This window comes from Arthrobacter sp. 3Tela_A (assembly GCF_049311025.1).
Classification (GTDB): Bacteria; Actinomycetota; Actinomycetes; order Actinomycetales; family Micrococcaceae; genus Arthrobacter_B.
In genome coordinates, this window is sequence record NZ_JAXIOM010000004.1 from 106,489 (window position 1) to 127,058 (window position 20,570).

18 protein-coding genes and 2 tRNA genes are annotated in these 20,570 nt (G+C 66.5%); 7 read left to right on the top strand and 13 right to left on the bottom strand.

Features of this window, described 5'->3' with window-relative positions:
* Positions 1–60: 60 nt before the first annotated feature.
* Positions 61–1,155 (top strand): FUSC family protein, encoded by a 1,095-nt coding sequence (locus TVC13_RS02785; protein WP_422399718.1) that lies wholly within the window; start codon positions 61–63, stop codon positions 1,153–1,155.
* Here TVC13_RS02785 and TVC13_RS02790 read toward each other — a convergent pair.
* Positions 1,152–2,243, bottom strand: coding sequence for an App1 family protein (locus TVC13_RS02790; RefSeq protein WP_422399719.1), 1,092 nt, complete (start codon positions 2,241–2,243; stop codon positions 1,152–1,154). The two genes, TVC13_RS02785 and TVC13_RS02790, sit on opposite strands and share 4 nt — an antisense overlap.
* A 188-nt stretch (positions 2,244–2,431) precedes the next feature.
* Positions 2,432–3,502: a fatty acid desaturase family protein gene (locus TVC13_RS02795; RefSeq protein ID WP_422399720.1), complete on the bottom strand. Its 1,071-nt coding sequence runs from the start codon at positions 3,500–3,502 to the stop codon at positions 2,432–2,434.
* Between the two features lie 229 nt (positions 3,503–3,731).
* On the opposite strand from TVC13_RS02795, the gene TVC13_RS02800 reads away from it, so the two are divergent.
* Genes TVC13_RS02800 through TVC13_RS02815 form a run of 4 tightly spaced genes read left to right on the top strand, consistent with a single transcriptional unit; the run spans position 3,732 to position 8,201 of the window.
* Positions 3,732–4,697: a patatin-like phospholipase family protein gene (locus TVC13_RS02800; RefSeq protein WP_422399721.1), complete on the top strand. Its 966-nt coding sequence runs from the start codon at positions 3,732–3,734 to the stop codon at positions 4,695–4,697.
* Between the two features lie 42 nt (positions 4,698–4,739).
* Positions 4,740–5,528: a MerR family transcriptional regulator gene (locus TVC13_RS02805; RefSeq protein ID WP_422399722.1), complete on the top strand. Its 789-nt coding sequence runs from the start codon at positions 4,740–4,742 to the stop codon at positions 5,526–5,528.
* A 28-nt stretch (positions 5,529–5,556) separates the two neighbouring features.
* Entirely contained in the window at positions 5,557–6,861 is a 1,305-nt protein-coding gene (locus TVC13_RS02810) for an alanine racemase (RefSeq protein ID WP_422399723.1), read from the top strand.
* Positions 6,858–8,201: a D-arabinono-1,4-lactone oxidase gene (locus TVC13_RS02815; protein ID WP_422399724.1), complete on the top strand. Its 1,344-nt coding sequence runs from the start codon at positions 6,858–6,860 to the stop codon at positions 8,199–8,201. The genes TVC13_RS02810 and TVC13_RS02815 overlap by 4 nt, the downstream gene beginning before the upstream one ends.
* A gap of 7 nt (positions 8,202–8,208) precedes the next feature.
* Here the strand turns inward: TVC13_RS02815 and TVC13_RS02820 are convergent, their stop codons facing one another.
* On the bottom strand, positions 8,209–9,702 hold the full coding sequence (locus tag TVC13_RS02820; RefSeq protein WP_422399725.1) for an MDR family MFS transporter: 1,494 nt from the start codon (positions 9,700–9,702) through the stop codon (positions 8,209–8,211).
* A gap of 269 nt (positions 9,703–9,971) precedes the next feature.
* Here TVC13_RS02820 and TVC13_RS02825 point away from each other — a divergent pair, with 269 nt between their 5' ends.
* On the top strand, positions 9,972–10,703 hold the full coding sequence (locus tag TVC13_RS02825; protein ID WP_422399726.1) for a lysoplasmalogenase: 732 nt from the start codon (positions 9,972–9,974) through the stop codon (positions 10,701–10,703).
* Here the strand turns inward: TVC13_RS02825 and TVC13_RS02830 are convergent.
* Complete coding sequence (locus tag TVC13_RS02830) at positions 10,700–11,602, bottom strand: NUDIX domain-containing protein (RefSeq protein ID WP_422399727.1); 903 nt, start codon at positions 11,600–11,602, stop codon at positions 10,700–10,702. The genes TVC13_RS02825 and TVC13_RS02830 overlap by 4 nt on opposite strands.
* Positions 11,603–11,742: 140 nt before the next feature.
* On the opposite strand from TVC13_RS02830, the gene TVC13_RS02835 reads away from it, so the two are divergent.
* A complete protein-coding gene (locus tag TVC13_RS02835) occupies positions 11,743–12,837 on the top strand; it encodes a saccharopine dehydrogenase family protein (protein ID WP_422399728.1) in 1,095 nt (364 codons plus the stop codon).
* Positions 12,838–12,900: 63 nt separating this feature from the next.
* On the opposite strand, the gene TVC13_RS02840 is transcribed toward TVC13_RS02835, so the two are convergent.
* The 9 genes from TVC13_RS02840 to obgE form a co-directional block, all read right to left on the bottom strand.
* Positions 12,901–12,976, bottom strand: a tRNA-Ala gene (locus tag TVC13_RS02840).
* A 70-nt stretch (positions 12,977–13,046) separates the two neighbouring features.
* Positions 13,047–13,119, bottom strand: a tRNA-Ala gene (locus TVC13_RS02845).
* Between the two features lie 181 nt (positions 13,120–13,300).
* Positions 13,301–13,687 (bottom strand): ribosome silencing factor, encoded by a 387-nt coding sequence (gene rsfS, locus TVC13_RS02850; RefSeq protein WP_422399729.1) that lies wholly within the window; start codon positions 13,685–13,687, stop codon positions 13,301–13,303.
* Between the two features lie 18 nt (positions 13,688–13,705).
* Entirely contained in the window at positions 13,706–15,229 is a 1,524-nt protein-coding gene (locus TVC13_RS02855; protein ID WP_422399730.1) for a hypothetical protein, read from the bottom strand.
* Positions 15,230–15,256: 27 nt separating this feature from the next.
* The gene (nadD, locus tag TVC13_RS02860) at positions 15,257–15,907 is read right to left on the bottom strand and encodes a nicotinate-nucleotide adenylyltransferase (RefSeq protein ID WP_422399731.1); all 651 of its coding nucleotides are present in this window, start codon (positions 15,905–15,907) and stop codon (positions 15,257–15,259) included.
* Between the two features lie 31 nt (positions 15,908–15,938).
* Entirely contained in the window at positions 15,939–16,172 is a 234-nt protein-coding gene (locus tag TVC13_RS02865; protein ID WP_422399732.1) for a hypothetical protein, read from the bottom strand.
* 107 nt (positions 16,173–16,279) lie between these two features.
* Positions 16,280–17,596, bottom strand: coding sequence for a glutamate-5-semialdehyde dehydrogenase (locus tag TVC13_RS02870; protein ID WP_422399733.1), 1,317 nt, complete (start codon positions 17,594–17,596; stop codon positions 16,280–16,282).
* On the bottom strand, positions 17,593–18,834 hold the full coding sequence (proB, locus tag TVC13_RS02875) for a glutamate 5-kinase (protein WP_422399734.1): 1,242 nt from the start codon (positions 18,832–18,834) through the stop codon (positions 17,593–17,595). Before proB ends, TVC13_RS02870 begins: the two co-directional genes overlap by 4 nt.
* Positions 18,835–18,886: 52 nt before the next feature.
* Positions 18,887–20,458: a GTPase ObgE gene (obgE, locus tag TVC13_RS02880; protein WP_422399735.1), complete on the bottom strand. Its 1,572-nt coding sequence runs from the start codon at positions 20,456–20,458 to the stop codon at positions 18,887–18,889.
* Positions 20,459–20,570: the final 112 nt, after the last annotated feature.

Consider the following 20,570-nt stretch of genomic DNA (forward strand, 5'->3'; position numbering starts at 1 on the left):
CAATAGTGGGCCAGGCCGCATAAATCGACGCTCCCACGGGCCAGCAGGCATACTTGCGGCATGGCTCTCCGAGGCAAGTCCCTGCCCAAACCCTCGCTGGCGACTGTGTCCAACCGGCTGACCGGGATGCTGCGCTACACCCGGTTCCAGCTGGCTGTGAAAGCCGCAGTAGCCGTGGGAATCGCCTGGAGCATTGCCCCGCTGGTACCCGGCGTTGCCTCGCAGTATCCCTACTACGCGCCGCTGGGGGCACTGGTCAGCATGTACCCCACAGTGGCCGGATCAGCCCGCGCCGGCGTCCAGACCCTGATCGGACTGGTCATTGGAATCGGGCTGGCCCTGATTGCACTGCTCTTTGGCGGGCCCACCGTCTGGACCATCGCACTGATCGTTGGTCTGGGCGTGCTGCTGGCCGGTATTCCCCGGCTGGGCGCCGGACGGGACTACCTGCCTATGGCCGCGCTCTTCGTCCTGGTGCTGGGCGGGGACGATGCCGATGGCTATTCCTACGGCTATGCAGTGCAAATGTGCGTTGGGGTGCTGGTCGGCCTGACCGTGAACACCGTCCTGTATCCCCCTCTGCACCTCAACGGCGCCGTGGACGGCCTCGCGTCGCTGCGCCTGACCCTGGCGCGCCAGCTGCGGGAGATGGGGATGGCGGTGGGCGAGTCCTGGCCGCCGGAGCATGAGGACTGGTCCAACCGTCGCACTGAGCTCATTTCCTTCAGCCGCGAGGTCCGCGAAGCTGTGCAGCTGGCGGACTCCAGCCGGTATGGCAACCTGCGCCGCAGACGCCATCAGCACGACGTCAATGCGGATTTCCGTGCCCTTCGGGCCATGGAACGCGTCACGCTCTACGTGGAGGACATGACGGAGGTCCTGGCCACTGCAATCTGGACCTCGCCGGAGGAGACTCCGGTTCCTGGAACGGTGGCCGATGCCCTGGAACGAGCCATGCTCGCCTCCGCCGAAGCGGTGGAAACATGGGATGCGGACACCGAGGAATACACCGAGGCCGTCAACGCGGTCCAGGATCTTGTCACCACCATGAACGGCCAGGCGTCCCCGGATACCCCTATGGATGCCACCGCATCCCTTGCGATGAGCCTGCGGCGGATCATGCGGACGATCCGCACCGAGGAAGACCAGCCCTAGCCGGCGTCGGGCAGCAGTCCCTTTTCCATCAGCTGCCGGGACATGCCCGCACCGTCAGGAGCGTAGATCCAGGGAATGTCCCGCGGCGGGGCGCCCGGCCCGGAGGAACGGCCGCCGGCCAGCACCGCCTCGCTCGGGGACAGCTCGCGGATCGCTACGGCCCGGACGTTGGCCGGATGGGTGCGGCTGAACTCGGCGTAGATGGCTTCGTCGTGCTGCCCGTTGTCCCCGATCAGCAGCCAGCTCACATCCGGAAACTCCTTTGCCAGCCGTTCGAGCTGTGTGCGCTTGTGCTCGGGGCCGCTGCGGAACCAGCGGTCACGGGTGGGACCCCAGTCGGTGAGCAGCAGCGGACCGGCCGGGTACAGGTTGCGGGTAATAAAACGGGTAAGCGTCGGAGCTACGTTCCAGGCACCGGTGGAGAGGTAGAAAACCGGAGCACCCTCGTTTTGCCGCACGAGCCGGTCCATCAGCACTGCCATGCCCGGAGTGGGCGTGCGGGCATGCTCATCAAGCACAAAGGTGTTCCAGGCTGCCAGCAGGGGACGCGGCAGGGCCGTGACCATAATGGTGTCGTCAATATCGGAGATGACACCGGTTTTAGCCGCCGGGTCAACGATGTAGACCGGCGACGCTACGGGGGCGGCGTCGGGTTCCGCTTCCGGGCGGAGGGTTACGCTCTGCCAGCCCGGTGCCAGCGAGGCTGGAAGCACGACGTCGATCACTCCCCCGCGGTCGGCAGTTACCAGGTGCTTCTCCTCGCCGACCTCAATGCGGACGACGGCGTCGTTGACGGGCGGGCTGATGAAGTTGCGCCAGCCGCGCACACCGTCCCGCAACGCCTGTGCTGAACCGCCGCTGCGCGCCGACAGCTTACCCGGTTTGGCCAGCACCACGCGGCCCAGCACCCGCACCCAGGAAGTGGAACCGTAGCCCGTGAAGGAGAGCACCGTCTGCACGCCGCCGCGTTTGCGGGCGGCGTTCATGCGGTACCCGTGGATCCGGTCCTCGAGCCTGGCTCCGATGTGCATCGCCTGGTCCTTGGTCCGTTTCACGGCGGGCAGTCCGGGTACAGATGTTGATGGCATGCCCCCAGTCTTGCAGACACACAGGACACTTGATATTCGGTGCTGCACACTCAGCCCCGGTCCCAGGCGGGACGGCTGCTGCAGGTCCGGCGGCAAAACGGCGAAACAATGGACGGCTCCCGGTTCGGGAGCCGTCCATTGTCTCTTAGCTGATTACCGGCGCACAGTTCTACCTGTGCTGAGGCGGTCTACCGGTACTGGGACCGCACCGGGCAGTCGAACGGATCCCGGGCGGAGAGGCCGACGCGGTTCAGGTACTTGACCACAATGCCGTAGGACTCAACGAGCGTTGCCTCCGTGTACGGGATCTTGTGCTTGGCGCAGTGCTCCTTGACGATTTCCGAAGCGCGGGCCAGGTGCGGGCGCGGCATGCTCGGGAACAGATGGTGCTCCACCTGGTAGTTCAGTCCGCCCATGAACGTGTTCATGCCGCGGCCGGTGATGTTACGTGAGGTGAGAACCTGGCGGCTGAGGAAGTCGACGCGGGAATCGCGCGGGATCAGCGGCATGCCCTTGTGGTTCGGAGCGAACGAGGCGCCCATGTAGACGCCGAACACACCCAGCTGGACGCCGAGGAAGGCGAACGCCATGCCGACCGGCAGGAAGTAGAACACTGCCGCCACGTAGAGGCCTAGGCGCAGGAAGACCATGATGATTTCGGTGTAGCGTCCCTTGACCTTGTTCTTGGAGAACAGGTGCTTGATGGACGTGGCGTGCAGGTTGATGCCTTCAAGCAGCAGCAGCGGGAAGAACAGCCACCCCTGGCGGCGGGTCATCCAGGCCATAATGCCCTTGCGGGTCTCGGCCTGTTCCACCTGGAAGGAAATAGTGTCCATCTCGATGTCCGGGTCCTTGCCCACGGTATTCGGGTTGGCATGGTGCCTGCTGTGCTTGTTCATCCACCACTGGTAGCTGATACCTACGACGGCGTTGGCGAGGAAGCGTCCGGCGCGGTCGTTCGCGGGGCCGGACTCAAATACCTGGCGGTGGGAAGCTTCATGGGAAATAAAGGCAAGCTGCGTGAACAGGATGCCAAGTGCTGCGGCAATCAGCAGCTGGAACCAGCTTTCCCCGATGAGGAAGAAGCCGGTGCCGGCAGCGATGAGGCCGGCACAGAGGAACACGAAGGTGGTGATGTAAAAGGCACGGCGCCGCTTGAGCAGCCCTTCGTCGCGGATGATCTTCAGCAGGGCTGAATAGCTGCTGGTGACAGCGTTCTCGCGGTTCCTGGTGGTACGTGGTTGTGCAGCAATGCTCATAAGCGCCTTCTGAGAGTCTCTTCGACTTCCCAGCCGCGAAGTAGAGCAATTGCCCTGTGGATGTGGCAAGCGTAACCCAGATTACTGGTAACACGCTGTGACCGGTCCGTAACATTCAGGTTCTTCCCCTGGCCGAACGCATCGGGCCCGTGCCGTTGACCCCCGCCGGAGGAAGCAGGAAACATGGCTCCCACGCACCAGCACGCAAGCCCAGAATCCGGGAGCTGCAATGATCCGAGTCCTGACCATCGACGGCGGAGGCATCCGCGGCATACTCCCCGCAACCTGGCTTATGGCCCTTGAGGAACACACCGGAAAACCTGTCTCCGAACTCTTCGACGTGGTGGTCGGCACCTCAACCGGCGGCATCCTTGCCCTGGGACTGACTAGTCCGGCAGAGAACGGAAAACCGCACAGCGCGGCAGAACTGCGCAGCCTCTACGTGGATCACGGAGCAGAGATCTTCTCCGGAAACGGTCCGGCACACGATGCCGGTTCTGCCCCGGGCTCGCTGGCCCGCTACTCGTCCGAGCCGCTGCGCGGATACCTGAACGACTTCTTCGGGGACCGGCCGCTTTCCGCAGCGCTGAAACCGGTGGCCGTGGTTACGGTGGACATCCGGAACTTCGCCGGCCTGCTCTTCAGCGGCGGTGGCCTTGGACAGGACCCGCTCGGGGACGCACCAATGCAGCTCGCGGCACTGGCGACGTCGTCGGCCCCCACCTACTTTGACCCCGTCCCTTATACCGGACCGGACGGCGTCGAACGGCTGCTGGTGGACGGCGGACTGGCGGCCAACGACCCCGCTTTCGTCGGGTTCAGCATCGCCGTGGTGCAGCAGCGCACGGCCCGGCAGGGAGAGGACATCCTGCTGGTGTCCATGGGCACCGGCCTGCAGAACGGCGGAGAGTCCCTTGAATCCAATTCCGTTTCCCAGCTGGCCCACCCTCAGCAGCTCGCCGCCCTGGAACCGGTCATCGAGTCGCTGTACGGAGCCCCCGGCCGCCTTACCCGCAGGCTGCTAAGCCTCGCTCTGGGCGAGCGGTATGTGCGGCTGCAGACGCCGCTGCTTCCCGGCGTCGACCATGCACTCGATGATGCCAGCCCGGAGAACATCGACGGGCTGCTCCGAACCGCCGAGGCCCTGGCGGCTACCGGCCAGCTTCGGGACCTGGCGGGCCAGTTCAGCACCTGAACCGTTTGACATTGACGCAGCGTCAACCTTTAGCGTTGCAGTATGAGTTCCGCGAACAGCCCGGAACCGGCCCGGGAGTTCTCCGTCCAGGACGTGGCACGCCAGGCCGGAATAACCAGCCGGACGCTTCGGCATTATGACGCGATCGGGCTCCTGCCGCCGGCCCGTACCGGCAGCAACGGCTACCGGTACTACGGCCGGGACTCCCTGGTACGCCTGCAGCGCATCCTGCTGCTGCGTGAGCTGGGGCTCGGCCTGCCGGAGATCGCCGGCGTCCTGGAGCGCCGCGAGGATCCAGCCGAGGCGCTCCGCAGCCACCTGGTGTGGCTGGAAAAGGAGCATGACCGCTTGCTGCGGCAGGCCGCCTCGGTACGGAAGACCATCACAGCTTTGGAGAAAGGACAGCAGATCATGCCCGAGGAAACCTTCGACGGATTCGACCACAGCCAGTACAAGGACGAGGTTGAAAGCAGATGGGGCAAGGAAGCCTACGCACGCTCGGATGAATGGTGGCGGAACATGGACGACGGCGAGCGCACCGCCTGGCAGGAAAAGACGGACGAGCTGGGCCGGGCGTGGTCCGAAGCCGCAGCGCAGGAGACGGACCCCACCGGTCCGGTGGCGCGGGGGCTGGCCGAACGGCACATTGCGTGGCTGAAGGGCGTGCCCGGGGCGCCGACGGGCGAAGACCAGCTGGAAGGCTACGTCCGTTCCCTGGCGGAAATGTATGTGGCCGACCCCCGGTTTGCCGCCAACTACGGCGGGGCCGACGGCGCGGCATTCGTCCGCACAGCATTGCTTGCCTATCTTGGGGATGCGCCTGGGCGTTAAACCCCGTGCACGCCGCTAGTATCCAGGCATGAAAGATACCGGCTCCTCCTCCGACCGGCTGCAGGCCCCGCCCTCAAGGGCCCTGCTGAACCTGACCGGCGGGTCCGGCGGGTCCGGGGGGTCCGGGGCCCAACCGTGGCTGGACCCGGAATCTTACTGGACCTCGCTGGGCAACGCGGTCGCCGGCGTACCTGCGCCCGCCGCCGTCCTGGAACTCGATGCCCTGCGCTTCAACGCCCGGGACCTGCTGCGGCGGGCGGGAGGTGTGCCGCTGCGGATCGCCAGCAAGTCCCTGAGGGTACGTGGAGTGCTGGAGGCGCTGCGGGAAGTCCCGGGGTTTTCGGGCATCCTCGCCTTCACGCTGGCGGAGGCGCTGTGGCTCGCCGGCGACTTTGACGACGTCGTAGTGGGCTATCCGGCGGCGGACCGTTCCGCGCTGCGCCGCCTCGCCGAGAACGAGCTGCTGGCTTCCCGGGTGACGCTGATGGTCGACGGCGAGGAGCAGCTGGACCTCATCGACTCATTGGTGCCGCCCGGGCGGCGCCCGGCGCTGCGGATCTGCCTCGATGCGGATGCTTCCTGGCGGACGCGGGTACTGGGCTTTATTGGCACCCGCCGCTCACCGCTGCACACACCGGAACAAGCGGCGGAGCTGGGCCGGAGGGTCGCCGCCCGCCCCGGGTTCCGGCTCGTTGGCCTGATGATGTACGAAGCGCAGGTCGCCGGAGTAGGAGACGCCGTCCCCGGTGCAGCAGTGCACAACCAGCTGATACGGCTGATTCAGCGGCGGTCCATGGCTGAGCTCACCGACCGGCGCAGCCGTATTGTGCAGGCGCTGGGACAGGTGGCCGACCTTGAGTTCGTCAACGGCGGCGGCACCGGATCCATTGAGGCAACTGCAGCAGACCCCTCGGTCACGGAGGTGACTGCCGGGTCCGGGCTCTTCGCCGGGCACCTGTTCGGCAGCTACCGGTCCTTCTCCCCCGCCCCGGCCGCCGCCGTCGCACTGGACGTGGTCCGCCGGCCCGCGCCCGGATTCGCCACGGTGCTCGGCGGAGGCTGGATTGCCTCCGGGTCTCCCGGCCCCAGCCGGGTTCCGCAGATCGCCTGGCCGCGGGGCCTGCGGCTGCTGAAGCGGGAAGGAGCAGGCGAAGTCCAGACTCCGCTTGCCGGCGCCGGTGCCAGCCGGCTGCACCCCGGTGACCGGGTCTGGCTGCGGCATGCCAAGTCCGGGGAACTCTCCGAGCGGGTGAATGAGTTCCAGGTTGTGCAGGACGGGCAAGTGGCAGCCGTCCTGCCGACGTACCGCGGCGAGGGAAAGGCGTTCCTGTGAAGGCCGTCCGGGCTCCGGGTCCTGCTCTCCGGAAGACAGGACGGGGAAGGTGGCAGAACTGGGCCCGTACCGTCCGGGTACGTCCGCAGCAGATCCAGGCTCCGGCGTCGGTCGCCGGGCTGCAGCGTGCCGTAGCGGCTGCGGCCGCGGCAGGGCTGCGGGTCAAAGCTGTAGGCGCGGGCCATTCGTTCACGGGGATTGCCGAAGCTCCGGATGTGCTGCTGGACCTATCCCGGCTGCAGGGACTGCTCCGCGCCGACCCTTCCACCGGACGTGTAACCCTGCTGGCAGGCACCCGTCTGCACGCGGTTCCGCGGCTGCTGGCCCCGTATGGCCTGGCGATGCCGAACCTGGGCGACATTGACCGCCAGTCGATCGCCGGCGCCATCTCCACCGGCACCCACGGGACCGGATCCGGGTTCGGCGGGCTCTCCACGCAGGTGACCGGACTGGTAATTATCCAGCCCGACGGCGGGCGGCTCACCTTGGCGGACGGAGATCCGCTGCTGCCCGCCGCAGCACTGGCGCTGGGGGCACTCGGCGTGATCGCAGAGGTTACCCTGCAGTGCGTACCGGCGTTCCTGCTCCGTGCCGAGGAACGTTCCGAGTCCCTGGACGCTGTCCTGTCGGGACTGGCGGACCGGGTGAAGGCGGCGGACCACTTCGAGTTCTACTGGTTCCCGTACACCGACCGCGCCGCCACCAAGACGAACACCCGGTTTCCTGCCGGTGCCGCGCGGATGCCGCTTCCGCCGCTGCGCCGCTGGGTTGATGATTCGCTGCTCTCGAATACGGTGTTCCGGGCCACCTGCGCTGCCGGCACGGCCGTACCGTCCATTATTCCTGCGGTCAACCGGGTCGCGGCTGCGGCGCTGGGCGGCAGGGAGTACACCGAGAACTCGGCGCGGGTGTTCACCCAGGCCCGCACCGTCCGTTTTCGGGAGATGGAGTACGCGGTTCCGGCGCAGCTGCTGCCGGCGGCGTTCACCGGCCTGCGCCGGCTCGTGGAGGACAACCCCGGCTGGCGGCTGTCCTTCCCGGTGGAGGTGCGCTGGGCAGCCGCCGATGACCGGTGGCTGTCCACCGCTTACGGGCAGGACACGGCCTACATTGCCGTGCACCGCTACTACCGTGAGGACCCGGCCGAGTACTTTACCGCCGTCGAAGCACTGATGCTGGCTCACGGCGGCCGGCCGCACTGGGGCAAGGAACACAGTCTCGGTGCGGCCGGACTGGCCGAACTTTATCCACGCCTGGCCGGGTTCCAGGAGCTGCGCAGCCTGCTGGACCCGGACCGGGTCTTCACGAATGCCTACCTGGACCGGGTCCTGGGACCCTGACCAGGACTTAGTGGATTGCGCCTGCTTCGGCAGGAGCGGCATTCCTGGGCCGGCGGACCAGGAAGGACACAGCCAGCGCACCCAGGGAGACAACTGCCCCCCAGAAGAAGGCTGTGTGCACGCCGGCGGCTGCAGCCTCAATGGCGTCCGCGCCTTCGCTGAGGGCCCGGGCGGTGCCAGTGGTCATCAGGGTGATGAAAACGGCCGTTCCGGCGCCCCCGGCCAGCTGCTGGAGGGTGTTGAGGATGGCGCTTCCGTGGGAGTAGAGCGACCGGTCCAGTGAGCCCAGCGACGAGGTGAACAGCGGCGTGAAGATGAACCCGAGGCCCGCGTTGAGCAGGCAGTGCAGGGCGATCACCATGGCCACCGGCGTGTTCTGGTCCAGCATGGTCAGTCCCCACAGTGCGGAGGTGAGCACCACGGCGCCCGGAATCACCAGCGGCCGGGGGCCGATCCGGTCATAGAGCCTGCCCACGATCGGAGACAGGATGGCCATCACGACGCCGCCCGGCAGCAGGAGCAGACCGGTGTTGAGTGCGCTGAGGCCAAGGACGTTCTGCAGGTAGAGCGGAAGGACAATCAGGGCGCCAAACAGCGCCATCATGCTGATCAGCACCATCACAATCGCGACAACAAAGGGCCGGCTGGCGAAGGTCCGCAGGTCCATGAGGGCGCGGTCGCTGCGCTGAAGGACCAGCTGGCGGGCCACGAAGGCCGCCAGGGAGACGGCGCCAAGTACCAGCGGAATCCAGACGGGCATGGGCGCCTCCCCCGCGGCGGCTTCACCGATGCTGCTCAGCCCGAAGATCAGGCCGCCGAAGGCAACCGTAGAGAGCAGGATGGAGAGCACATCGAACGGGGTACGTCTTGTCTCCGTCAGGTTCTGGACCTTCAGCGCCCCCATTCCCAGTGCCAGCAGCGCAATGGGCAGGACAAGCCAGAACATCCAGCGCCAGTCGAGCACGCTGAGGATCAGGCCGGAGACGGTGGGGCCGATCGCCGGTGCCACCGCGATGACAATCGAGATGGTGCCCATGATGGTGCCGCGCCGGTGAACCGGAACGGTGTTCAGCACGGTGGTCATCAGCAGCGGGATCATGATGGCCGTTCCGCTGGCCTGGATGATCCTCCCACCCAGAAGCACACCGAAGCCCGGCGCCAGGGCTGCCAGGAGGGTACCCGTGCTGAACAGGGACATAGCGGCCAGGAAGAGGGTCCGCATGGTGAAGCGCTGCAGCAGATAACCGGTGGCCGGAATCACCACGGCCATGGTCAGCATAAAGCCAGTGGTCAGCCACTGGGCCGTGGCGGCGGTGATCTGCAGGTCCGTCATCAGCCGCGGCAGAGCCACGCTCATGATGGTTTCATTCAGGATCACCACAAAAGACGAGACGAGCAGCAGCCCGATCACTGTCTTGGTGCGTGCGTCCAGGCGGTCCGGGCTGGGCCTGGGGTCCTCTGACGGCCTGGGAGCCGGGACAGGGCGGGTTTCGGTACTCAAGGGGGAGAATTTCCTCTTCACGGGTTGTCGGCGCCGGCTAACACAGCCGGATGATCCGGCTCCGATCGGCGAAGATGCTGGCAGCGCCAGGACCATTCCCGGTCCTGGCTCCTCATAGGTAACGTCCGTACCAGTTCTTTCATTCCTGCGCTCACCGGGCAATTTGTGTGAACCCGGTTAGTTTCAATCCGGTGCCGCGCCGTGGCGAAGCGGGTTCCGGCAACGCAGCGGCCATAGGATGCTCAAAACCCCGATCAAGAGGAGGGTCTGTGTCCACTGCACCTGTCCGTGAGCAGGCCGCGGCGTTGTCCCGGCGCTGGTTGTGGGGTTTTGCACCCTTTGCCGCCATGTCCGCCGTCCATGTGGCCGCCCGTGCGGTTGAGGCGGACTGGCTTGCCGCCCCCACCAAGCTCACGCTGATGCCGCTGCTGGCAGCGGCCGCCCTGTGGGGACTGCGCGGACGCTGGCAGCGTGGTTACGGCACTCTGATTCTCGCGGCCCTGTTCTTTTCCTGGATTGGCGACGGCGCCGCAACGTTCCTGCCGATGCTTCCTGAGCTGCCCGTGATGCTGGGGGCCTTTGGCCTGGCGCACCTCTGCTACATCCGGCTCTTCCTAAAATATGCAGCGGTTCGCGGGTTCCCCCGCTGGGCCCTGGTCTTCCCGCTATGGTGGGCCGCGATGCTGGTGGTCCTCTGGCCGGCACTCGGTTCCCTGGCACCAGCTGTTGCCCTGTACGGCCTGGTCCTGGGCGGCACAGCGGCAACCGCCGCGCGGTGCAGCCCGGTTGTGGCCGCCGGCGGCGTGCTGTTCCTGGCATCGGACACCATCCTGTCCTTCCGGATCTTTATGCCCGAATCGATGCCGGACATCACCAGTGCCCTGGTGATGCTGACCTACTGCGCCGGACAGGGCCTGATCGTTGCCGGCTTCCTCGCCTCCTCCAGGGGCAGGTCCCCCCGGGGAGCCGGAACCCGCGGCCAGGTGTCCAGCGGCAGCTAGAAATCCAGCAGAGCGCGGAATTCCCCGGCTGCGGTCACGTGCGCTCCCAGCCCGCGGCAGCTCTCCGTCAGGGCTCGGTCACTGGAGACAACGCTGACCGGCCGCCCGGCCGCCCTAAGCTCACGGACGGCGGTGATCACCGCGTCGTCACCGGATCCATCAGCACGGATAACGTCCAGGTCGCCACTGCCCTGGGCGGACCGCGCGCCGCCCTCCAGGACCACGGTGATGTCCGGATACCAAATATCCTCAGGCAGCTGCAGCACCCGGGCCGGAATCCCCGACCGGTTCAGCCGGGCAAACGCGGCCACCAGCTTCTCAGCCGCACGGGCACGGTCCTTCCACCAGCCATCGGGTACCGAGCCCATGACGTTCGCCGTATCGATGACCAGCGCAGGACGGACATCCAGCAGCGGCCGCAGCCGCTGCCATGACTCTGCAAAGGCGGGATGCAGTGGAAGGTTCCCCACTTCGTCCGGCGCCACCCAGGCCAGTTCAACGCTCTCCTGGTCGCTGATCACCGGATCAAAAGGTTTTTCAACATGGGCTACGAGGGTGGCGTAGGACCAGACGCCAAGATCCAGAATGCTCATGAAGCGCGGCCGGAGCGCGGCAGCCGGTACCCCGGCCTCCTCGGCGGACTCACGCATGGCCCCGTCCTGGGCGGACTCGCCCTGGTGCCGGGCTCCGCCCGGGAGCGCCCAGGTGCCCCCGTGGTGGCTCCAGGAGACCCGGTGCTGGAGCAGGATCCCGCGTGCCGGGTCATGCGCCAGCAGGCCGGCGGCACCGAACCTGCCCCAGTACCGCTGCCCGTCAGGGGCAACAACCCAGGCATCCCCCGGGTCGCGTGGTCCGTGCGGGCGGCGTGGCTCTCCGGGAGCGGGCGGTTCAATCCTCACCTGCCCTACACTGCCACAACTCGTGCCTGCGGTCCGTAATGGCGGCGCTCCACCCTCTCCACGAGCATCGGGATGCCGTTAGACTCCACAGGACATCAGGTGCAGGCTGCGCCGGCACCAGGGGAAACCGGGAGGAAGCAATGTCCGCCAAGATCGTGGTTTTCGGAGCCTCAGGCTATACCGGCAGGCTGGCGGTCAGCTCGCTTCTGGCCAGGGGCGAGCAGCCCGTGCTGGCAGGCCGCAGTGAAAACTCGCTGAGACCCCTCGCAGAGCCGCACGGCCTCCAGTATCTAACGGCGGATGTCTCCGAACCGGCTACGGTCCGCGCCTTGGTTGAGCCGGGCGATGTGCTGCTCTCCACAGTCGGACCCTTTAACCGGTATGGCTACGCAGCGGCGGCCGCAGCAGCCGATGCAGGGGCCCACTATTTGGATTCAACCGGGGAAGTCGACTTTGTCCAGCGCGTGCAGCAGGAGTTCACCGCCCGTGCAGCGGACAGCGGAACAACCATGGTTCCTGCCTTCGGCTACGACTATGTGCCGGGAACCCTGGCCGGTGCCCTGGCAGCGAAGGCAGCCGGAACGCCCGGCGGACACCTGCGCATTGGTTACTTTGCCCTCGGTTCGCTCCGGCGGGGAATCAGCGGAGGAACGCGGGCTACGCTGGCCGAAGCACTCGCCCGCCCAACCAGCGTCTACGCCGGCGGATCGCTGCGGAGTCGTCGCATGGGCAGCGAGACATATAAATTCAAGGTTCAGAACCAGGCTCGGCGGGCTTTCCTGGCCATGGGCACCGAAGTGTTCTTCCTGCCGGACTCCTACCCGGGCCTTTCATCCGTGGAGGTCTACAACGGGTGGTTCCCCGGACTAAGCCGCGTAGCTGGGCCGCTCACCCGCGCCGCGGCCGCTCTGGAACGGCTGCCGGGCGGCCGGAAGGCCGTGGCCAAATTCGCCTCGATGGGCGGGGCGCCCGGCGGTGGCCCGGATGAACAGGAACGTTCCCGGTCCGGCAGCTACGCGGTGGCGAATCTCTCGGACAGCCGCGGCTACACCGTCGTCGAAGTCCATGTGCAGGGCCCAAACGTCTACACGCTGACCGGAGAGCTGCTCGCCGAAGCCGCAGTGGCGCTGCGGGACGGACGCGCTGTGAGCGCAGGAGTGCAGGGACCGGTGGGAGCATTTGGCCTGGACGGGCTGACTGCGCTGTGCGCGCGCGCAGGCCTGCGGGTTATCTGAGACAGCTTAACGAAAAACGCCCTGGCCCGAAGGACCAGGGTGTTCCTGATGAATACATCAGTTTGGTGGAGCTGAGGGGACTCGAACCCCTGACCCCCTGCATGCCATGCAGGTGCGCTACCAGCTGCGCCACAGCCCCAATTCAGTTTTACTTCCACCGAATGGCGAACATTCAGCCCTAGATCCCGGTTGCCCGGATGACCTATCGGTGGAGCTGAGGGGACTCGAACCCCTGACCCCCTGCATGCCATGCAGGTGCGCTACCAGCTGCGCCACAGCCCCGAATTGCCCGCAGAATGAACAGGCAGTAAATCGGATGTTTTCCTTCGTCCGGATTCTTCCGTCCGGGCCGAAGCAACTCCTCTACTTTAGTACAAATGCGCCACAGTGCAAAATCAAACTACACCGGTGGGATTCACCCGGTGCGGAGCAGTTTAAGGCTGCTGCCCCGCACCCGCGGGTGTTATTCGCCGCCGGCTGCCGACTCGGCGTCGGGCAGCTGCAGGTCCACCATCGGGCAGTCCTTCCACAGCCGCTCAAGTGCGTAGAAAACGCGGTCTTCTTCGTGCTGGACGTGCACCACTACGGTGGCGTAATCGAGCAGGACCCAGCGGCCCTCGCTGCGGCCCTCGCGCCGGACGGGCTTGAGCCCTTCCTTGGCGAGTTCCTCTTCAATGCCGTCCACGATCGCATTGACCTGGCGTTCGTTGGAAGCTGAGGCGATAAGGAAAATATCCGTGATCGCCAGCCGTTCGCTGACGTCGATAGCGACGATGTCATCCGCCAGCTTGGCCGACGCCGCCTTGGCAGCGGTCCGGGCGATATTCATGGATGATTCGGTGGCGCTCACATGTCTCCTTGTTTGGTATCAGCTGCCAAGGCCGCCGACGATCATTAATACTCCGAGGGTGAGGGCAATAAGGCCCAAGCCCACGATTCCCAAGGATACAAACCGTATCCTCCGGGTGCGGCCGAGGCCTGCAGTCATAACATCCAAAGGGTCCAGGCCGAAGGCACTGCGCGCACCCACGGGCTTGGCCCCCTGGTCAGCCTCAAGCGGCGCGTTTACCAGCGCATCCGCACGGGCCAGGATCTTCGAATGGCGCACTTCGGCATTGGCTGCCGGCGCAGATTCGCCCGTCCGGGCAGGACGCCGGCCGGTGCCGGTCCTGCGTGCCCCCGGCACCCGGCCGGCGGCTGGAGCCTGCGTTGCAGCAGGGTTGGATGAGGTCACCACTGGCACGTGCGACGTGGGCGGCGGCTTCATGACCGGGCGGTCCAGCCCCGGGACCTCTACGAATTCAAGCGGTGTCACCATGGCCAGATTGTGGGCAGTAGTGGGATCAGACGGCGCGGAACGGCGCTGCTCGTTCTCCTGTGCCAGCCGCTGGATGTTCTGGGTCCTGCGGTTCAGGACAGCCGCCCGCTCAGCCAGGGCGCGCTGCTGCGCCAGCAGTTCAAGGTCCACGGCATGCGGATCGGACTGCTGCAGGGCTTCCATCGCGGCCACCTGGTTGCGGGCCTGGTGCTTCAGCGCTTCGCGGGCCGCCAGTGCCTGTTCCACCGTCATATTGGCGACGTCGGCGTTGGCCTCTGCTGCAGGCTGTTTCCGGGCGCCCAGGTCCTGCACTGCCGGCGCCCGCTCCGGCGCCGGGGTGACGGGTTGAACGACGGATGCTTTCGCTCCTGATGGACCCGGTGCCGGCTTCGCCGCGGGTCCCTTAAGTGACTCAGGCCTGGACTGTTCGGGCTTGGTCTGTTCGCTCCTGGCCGGTTCGGCCTTCGCGGGGAATGTTTCAGCAGGTGCATCCGTTGCCGGGGAGGCCAGGGCTGCGGGCGCCGCAGCGGCAGCGGCGCGGCGGCGTTCCCTGCGGGTGCCGGGCTGTGGGGCTGGCTGCTGCGAAGCCGCCTGCTGCGAAGCCGCCTGCTGCGCGGTCGTCTGCTGCGCGGTCGTCTGCTGCGCGGTCGTCTGCTGCGCACCGGCCGGTACCCCGGCAGAAGGCACGCTGCGGGAGGGCTGGTTGTCAGCCGGTTGGACTTCAGCCCGAGCGGAGGGGCGGGGCGATGCGGCCGGCACTGCGGATGCTGCGGGCGCCGAGGGAGCAGCAGGGTTTGCCTGCTGCTGTGCCGCGCGGTGGGCGGCCTGCTGAGCTGCTGCTTGCTGAGCTGCTGCCTGCTGGGCGAGCCGGAGCTGGCGGCGGGTGGGAGGATTGGCGTCGTCGGCCGGTTCGGGCCTGGGCTGACTGTCCGTCAGCGCCTTGTAGGCCCGAAGGGCCTCCCGGTCCCTGGCCCGCTGCTGGGACTCCCGTTCCTGCGCCCCCGCGGCGCTCCCTGAGCCAGCCGCGCGGCGGCTGCGTCGGGGTGCATCTGCGGACTCTGGACCGTTCGTCATTTCCTACCCATCCGGTGTGTTGATCGCTCAGGCTACTGGCTCAGTGGTGGCGGGCCGCGCCTTCTGCTGAGCTGGGGTGTACAGGTTGTGCTTGGCGATGTACTGCACCACGCCGTCCGGCACCAGGTACCAGACCGGCTCTGACGCGGCCACGCGCGCCCGGCAATCAGTGGAGGAGATGGCCATCGCCGGCACCTCCAGAAGACTTACGTCGTCGCGGCCCATGTTCTGCAGTTCGTGGCCGGGCCGTGTGACGCCCACAAAGTGGGCCAGGGACCAAAGTTCCTGAACGTCTTTCCATGAAAGGATCTGCGCCATGGCGTCCGCTCCGGTGATGAAGAACAGCTCGGCGTCGGGGCGCGCACGGCGCAGATCTCTCAGCGTATCAATGGTGTAGGTGGGACCGGGCCGGTCGATGTCCACGCGGCTGACCTTAAAACGCGGATTCGAGGCTGTGGCGATCACCGTCATCAGGTACCGGTGCTCGGCCTCGGTGACGTCCTGAGCCGATTTGTGCCACGGTTCGCCGGTGGGTACAAACACGACCTCATCGAGGTCGAAGACAGAGGCCACTTCACTCGCGGCCACAAGGTGGCCGTGGTGGATGGGATCAAACGTCCCGCCCATCACACCCAGCCGGTAGGGACGCCGGCTCGCGTCCTGCTCTGCGCTATCCATTTTCCCAGCCGGTTCCGCCTACGCCGGCGGCCTATTCGGGGATGCCCTGGCCGTGGTCGTGCTTGTTCGGGAACTGGCGCTGGGGGTCAACGTGCTCCGGGACGGCGTCGTGGCGGTGGCCAAGGCTGGTGAAGGCCATGGTTGCGAACATCAGCACCATGAAGATTCCGAAGATAACTCCGCCGTAGACGAACGGCGACGTTTCTGCATGTTCTTCGGCAACTTCGGCCGCCATCAGCGCAGCACTTGAAAGCTGGATCAGCATGAATCTCCCTAAATCAACCGCCGGGCATCCCGGCGGAGCATCGTTTCTAGATCAATGGTACGCGTTAGCGGCGTGAACACCGCAGTTTGCGCTTGTGCAGGTGGCCCCTAGGCGCGTACCTGGCCGTCTCCCTGAATGATCCACTTGGTGGTCGTCAGTTCCTTCAGGCCCATCGGCCCGCGCGCGTGCATCTTCTGTGTGGAGATGCCTACCTCGGCGCCGAGTCCCAGTTCACCGCCGTCGGTGAAGCGGGTGGAGGCATTGACAATCACTGCTGCGGAGTCGATCTCCGCGATGAAGCGCTCGGCATTGGCCAGGTCGTTGGTGATGATGGCCTCGGTGTGGCCCGTGGAGTAGGTGCGGATGTGTTCCAGCGCTTCGTCCATGGTGTCCACCATGGCCACTGCGAGGTCCAGGTCCATGTATTCCCGGCCCCAGTCATCTTCCGTGGCGTCCTGCACCGGGGTGCCCTCAGGCAGGATTCCGCGGATACGTTCGTCGGCATGGAGGCGGACTCCGGCGTCGGCCAGGACCGCCAGGACTTCGCGGGCAGCAGCGGACCTGCTGTGCACCAGCAGGGTTTCCACGGTGTTGCAGACACTGGGCCGCTGGGTCTTGGCGTTGAGCAGGATCTCAACCGCCATCTCCTCGGGAGCGGACTCGTCCAGATAGATATGGACGTTTCCCTCCCCCGTTTCGATGACGGGAACCGCCGCGTTGGTGACGACGTTCTGGATCAGGTCCCTGCCGCCGCGGGGTATCAGCACGTCCACGCGTCCGCGGGCCTTCATCAGGAAGTTCGCTCCGGGCCGTCCGTACTGGTCGATGGTCTGCACTGCATCCGACGGCAGTCCCACGGTATCCAGGGCGTCGCGGATCAGATTGACCAGCACGGTGTTCGTGGCCGCTGCCGCGCTGCCGCCGCGCAGGATCACGGCGTTGCCGCTCTTCAGGGCGAGGCCGGCAATATCCAGCGTGACATTGGGACGGGCCTCGTAGATGGCGCCGACAACTCCGAGGGGAACGTGCACCTGGCGCATCCTCAGCCCGTTGGGCAGGGTCTGGCCGCGTGCCACCGACCCAACCGGGTCGGGCAGCCCGGCGAGGTTCCGCAGGGCGGCGGCCAGGCCGTCGATCCGCTCAGGGGTCAGGGTCAGCCGGTCCAGGAGCGCCTCGGAGGTACCGTTCTCACGGCCGCGCTGAACGTCCTGCGCGTTGGCTGCCAGGACGGCGTCGCGGCGGGCAACAACGTCCTGGGCAATCTGCTCCAGTGCCAGGTCCTTCCAGGCACGGTTGGCGCGTGCCATCCGCCGGGAAGCGGCCCGTGCCCGGTCGGCAATGCGGTGGACGCCGGCTTCGACTTCCTCCGGCGAGGGCGCGGTTTCAGCGTTGCGGTTCACGGAAGAGGTGTCTTGGACGGTCATGCTCCCAGTGTAGCGGCGGCGTCGTCGGCCTGTTGGGTACGTGACGCTGACTGAACGGCCGAGGATCCGTGCGGCTGCAGGATCACCAGGTCATTGACGTGCACTACGGAACGTTCGTAGCCGCGGCCCAGCTCCCTGGCCAGTTCACGGGTGGAACGGCCCAGCATCCGCGGCAGCTCATCAGAGGCGTAGTTGGTCAGGCCGTGCGCCAGCACCCGCCCGGAGGTATCGGCCAGGGCCACCGGATCTCCGGGTTCAAAGTGGCCTTCGACGGACACAATGCCGGCGGGCAGCAGCGAACGCCGCCGCTCCCCCACCGCCCTTGCAGCGCCGTCGTCCAGAACAAGGGTTCCCTGGATGCGGGCCAGATGGGCCAGCCAGAGCAGTCGGATGGGCTGGCGCACGCCGCGGGTGGTGAACCAGGTGCCGACGTCTTCGCCGGCCAGCGCCGCTGCGGCGTTGTCCGTGGAAGTAACCAGCGCGGGGATGCCGGACTGCGCTGCGATGGTGGCAGCTTCGACCTTGGTGACCATGCCGCCGGTTCCAACACCAGCTTTGCCGACCTTGCCGATCCGGACATCCTCCAGGTCCTTCAGCCCGGTGACTTCCGGGATGCGGCGTGCCCCGGCGGACGGCGGGCCGTCGTAGAGGGAGTCGACGTCGGAGAGCAGGATCAGGGCATCGGCCTTTACGAGGTGCGCCACCAGGGCGGCCAGGCGGTCATTGTCGCCAAAACGGATCTCGTGGCTGGCCACCGTGTCATTTTCGTTGACGATGGGTACGACGCCGAAGTTGAGGAGGCGCTCCAGCGCACGGTGGGCGTTGGCATGGTGGGTACGCCGCATGAGGTCTTCGATGGTGAGCAGCACCTGGCCCACGGTGATTCCGTGCCGCCCGAAGGCCTCCGTGTAGCGCGCCATCAGCAGGCCCTGGCCAACACTGGCTGCGGCCTGCTGGGTGGAAAGCTGCGAGGGCCGCTTGAACAGGCCCAGCGGCGCGAGTCCGGCGGAGATGGCACCGGAGGACACCAAAATGATCTCCGTCCCCTGCCGGCGCCGTGCAGCGAGGACATCCGCCAAAGAGGTCAGTGCCTCGTCGGAAATGCCGCCCGCGACCGACGTCAGGGAGGAGGAGCCCACCTTGACGACAACGCGTCGTGCCCGGGCAAGGCCTGCCCGGGACTTCAGCGGGCGTTTAGGTGCGGTGGTGGTCTGTACTTCAGCGTTTTCTTCACTCATGACCGAACCAGCCTATGCCTAAGCCCGCCCGGGCTCCGCGTCTGTGAAGCGATTAGTCGTCATCGCTCACCGTCGGACGGGTGTGCTTGTAGTTCACCGACTCAGTCCAGATTCCGGCCTTGCGCTCAGCCTCAAGCTCGGCACGGGCTGCGGCCCGTGCGTCCTTGCGCTTCTGGTGATCTTCACGCTTTTCGGTACGGGTGGGACGGGAGAACTCTTCGATGCGGATGTCCGAGCCGCGCGGGGACGCGGCAAGCAGTTCCGCACCGCCGATCATGGTCGGCTCCCAGTCGAAGACGACGCCGTCGCCTTCACCGATAACCACGGCGTCGCCGGGCTTGGCACCGGCCTTGAACAGCTGGTCTTCGACGCCGAGCTTCGCCAGGCGGTCTGCCAGGTAGCCCACAGCTTCGTCGTTGGTGAAATCGGTCTGCTGGACCCAGCGCACCGGCTTCTCACCGAGGACGCGGAACAGCGGCTCGAGGTTGCGCTCTTCGCGGCGGATGGTGAATCCGCCCTTCGCGTTGACCGAACGGGGCCGGACAACGGGCGCTGCGATGCGCGGCGGGGCCGTCTCAACGGCCTTGCGTGCCTCGGCGACAATAGCGGCCATCGCGAAGCCAAGTTCGCGCAGTCCTTCGTGGCTGGCGGCGGAAACTTCAAAGACGCGGTAGCCGCGCTTTTCGAGCTCGGGGCGGACGAACTCGGCCATGTCCCGGCCGTCGGGAACGTCCACCTTGTTCAGCGCCACCAGGCGGGGCCGCTGGTTCAGGGGCACGACGTCGCCGTCGGCACCTGCATAGCTCATGTCCACTTCGTACTTCTCGAGTTCGGCCTCGATGACGTCGAGGTCGCTGAGCGGATCACGGTCTGCTTCAAGGGCAGCGCAGTCCAGGACGTGGACCAGCGCCGCGCAGCGCTCAACATGGCGCAGGAAGTGGTGTCCCAGGCCCTTGCCCTCCGAGGCGCCTTCAATCAGGCCCGGCACGTCGGCAACAGTGAAGCGGACGTCACCGGCCTGGACCACGCCCAGGTTCGGGATCAGGGTCGTGAAGGGGTAATCGGCGATCTTGGGACGTGCTGCGGACATCGCAGCGATCAGGGAGGACTTGCCCGCGGACGGGAAGCCGACCAGGGCGATGTCTGCAATCGACTTGAGTTCCAGGACAATGTCCCGCTCGTCGCCCGGGGTTCCCAGCAGTGCGAAGCCGGGGGCCTTGCGCTTCTGTGAGGAGAGCGAAGAGTTGCCCAGACCGCCCTGTCCGCCTGCTGCAGCGACGTATTCGGAGCCCATGCCCACCAGGTCGGCCAGGACCTTGCCGTCCTTCGACTTGACGACGGTTCCCTCCGGAACCGAGAGCACCAGGGTCTCCCCTGTCTTGCCGGCGCGCCAGTCACCCATGCCCGGTCCGCCGTTGCCGGCGTGGCGGTGCGGTGCGTGGTGGTAGTCCAGCAGCGTGGTGGTCTGGCCGTCAACGCGGAGGATGACGTCGCCGCCGTCCCCGCCGTTCCCGCCGTCCGGACCGCCCAGGGGCTTGAACTTCTCGCGCTTTACGGACACGCAACCATGGCCGCCGGCACCGCCTGAAACATGCAGTACAACACGGTCTACAAAGCTGGCCATGGTTCTCCTTGTTGAAAATTTTGGTTCAAGCCAAGTCTACTCGGCTTAAAAAAGAAGCGGGGGGGGGGATCGGGCCCGGTGGCTTTTACACATCACCCCGCCCCCGCCACAA

What these genes read in the sequence shown, in the direction of transcription:
- TVC13_RS02785 (WP_422399718.1), top strand. Translation starts at nt 61, where the DNA reads ATGGCTCTCCGAGGCAAGTCCCTGCCCAAACCCTCGCTGGCGACTGTG.
- TVC13_RS02790 (WP_422399719.1), bottom strand. Translation starts at nt 2,243, where the DNA reads ATGCCATCAACATCTGTACCCGGACTGCCCGCCGTGAAACGGACCAAG.
- TVC13_RS02795 (WP_422399720.1), bottom strand. Translation starts at nt 3,502, where the DNA reads ATGAGCATTGCTGCACAACCACGTACCACCAGGAACCGCGAGAACGCT.
- TVC13_RS02800 (WP_422399721.1), top strand. Translation starts at nt 3,732, where the DNA reads ATGATCCGAGTCCTGACCATCGACGGCGGAGGCATCCGCGGCATACTC.
- TVC13_RS02805 (WP_422399722.1), top strand. Translation starts at nt 4,740, where the DNA reads ATGAGTTCCGCGAACAGCCCGGAACCGGCCCGGGAGTTCTCCGTCCAG.
- TVC13_RS02810 (WP_422399723.1), top strand. Translation starts at nt 5,557, where the DNA reads ATGAAAGATACCGGCTCCTCCTCCGACCGGCTGCAGGCCCCGCCCTCA.
- TVC13_RS02835 (WP_422399728.1), top strand. Translation starts at nt 11,743, where the DNA reads ATGTCCGCCAAGATCGTGGTTTTCGGAGCCTCAGGCTATACCGGCAGG.
- TVC13_RS02855 (WP_422399730.1), bottom strand. Translation starts at nt 15,229, where the DNA reads ATGACGAACGGTCCAGAGTCCGCAGATGCACCCCGACGCAGCCGCCGC.
- nadD (WP_422399731.1), bottom strand. Translation starts at nt 15,907, where the DNA reads ATGGATAGCGCAGAGCAGGACGCGAGCCGGCGTCCCTACCGGCTGGGT.
- TVC13_RS02865 (WP_422399732.1), bottom strand. Translation starts at nt 16,172, where the DNA reads ATGCTGATCCAGCTTTCAAGTGCTGCGCTGATGGCGGCCGAAGTTGCC.
- TVC13_RS02870 (WP_422399733.1), bottom strand. Translation starts at nt 17,596, where the DNA reads ATGACCGTCCAAGACACCTCTTCCGTGAACCGCAACGCTGAAACCGCG.
- proB (WP_422399734.1), bottom strand. Translation starts at nt 18,834, where the DNA reads ATGAGTGAAGAAAACGCTGAAGTACAGACCACCACCGCACCTAAACGC.
- obgE (WP_422399735.1), bottom strand. Translation starts at nt 20,458, where the DNA reads ATGGCCAGCTTTGTAGACCGTGTTGTACTGCATGTTTCAGGCGGTGCC.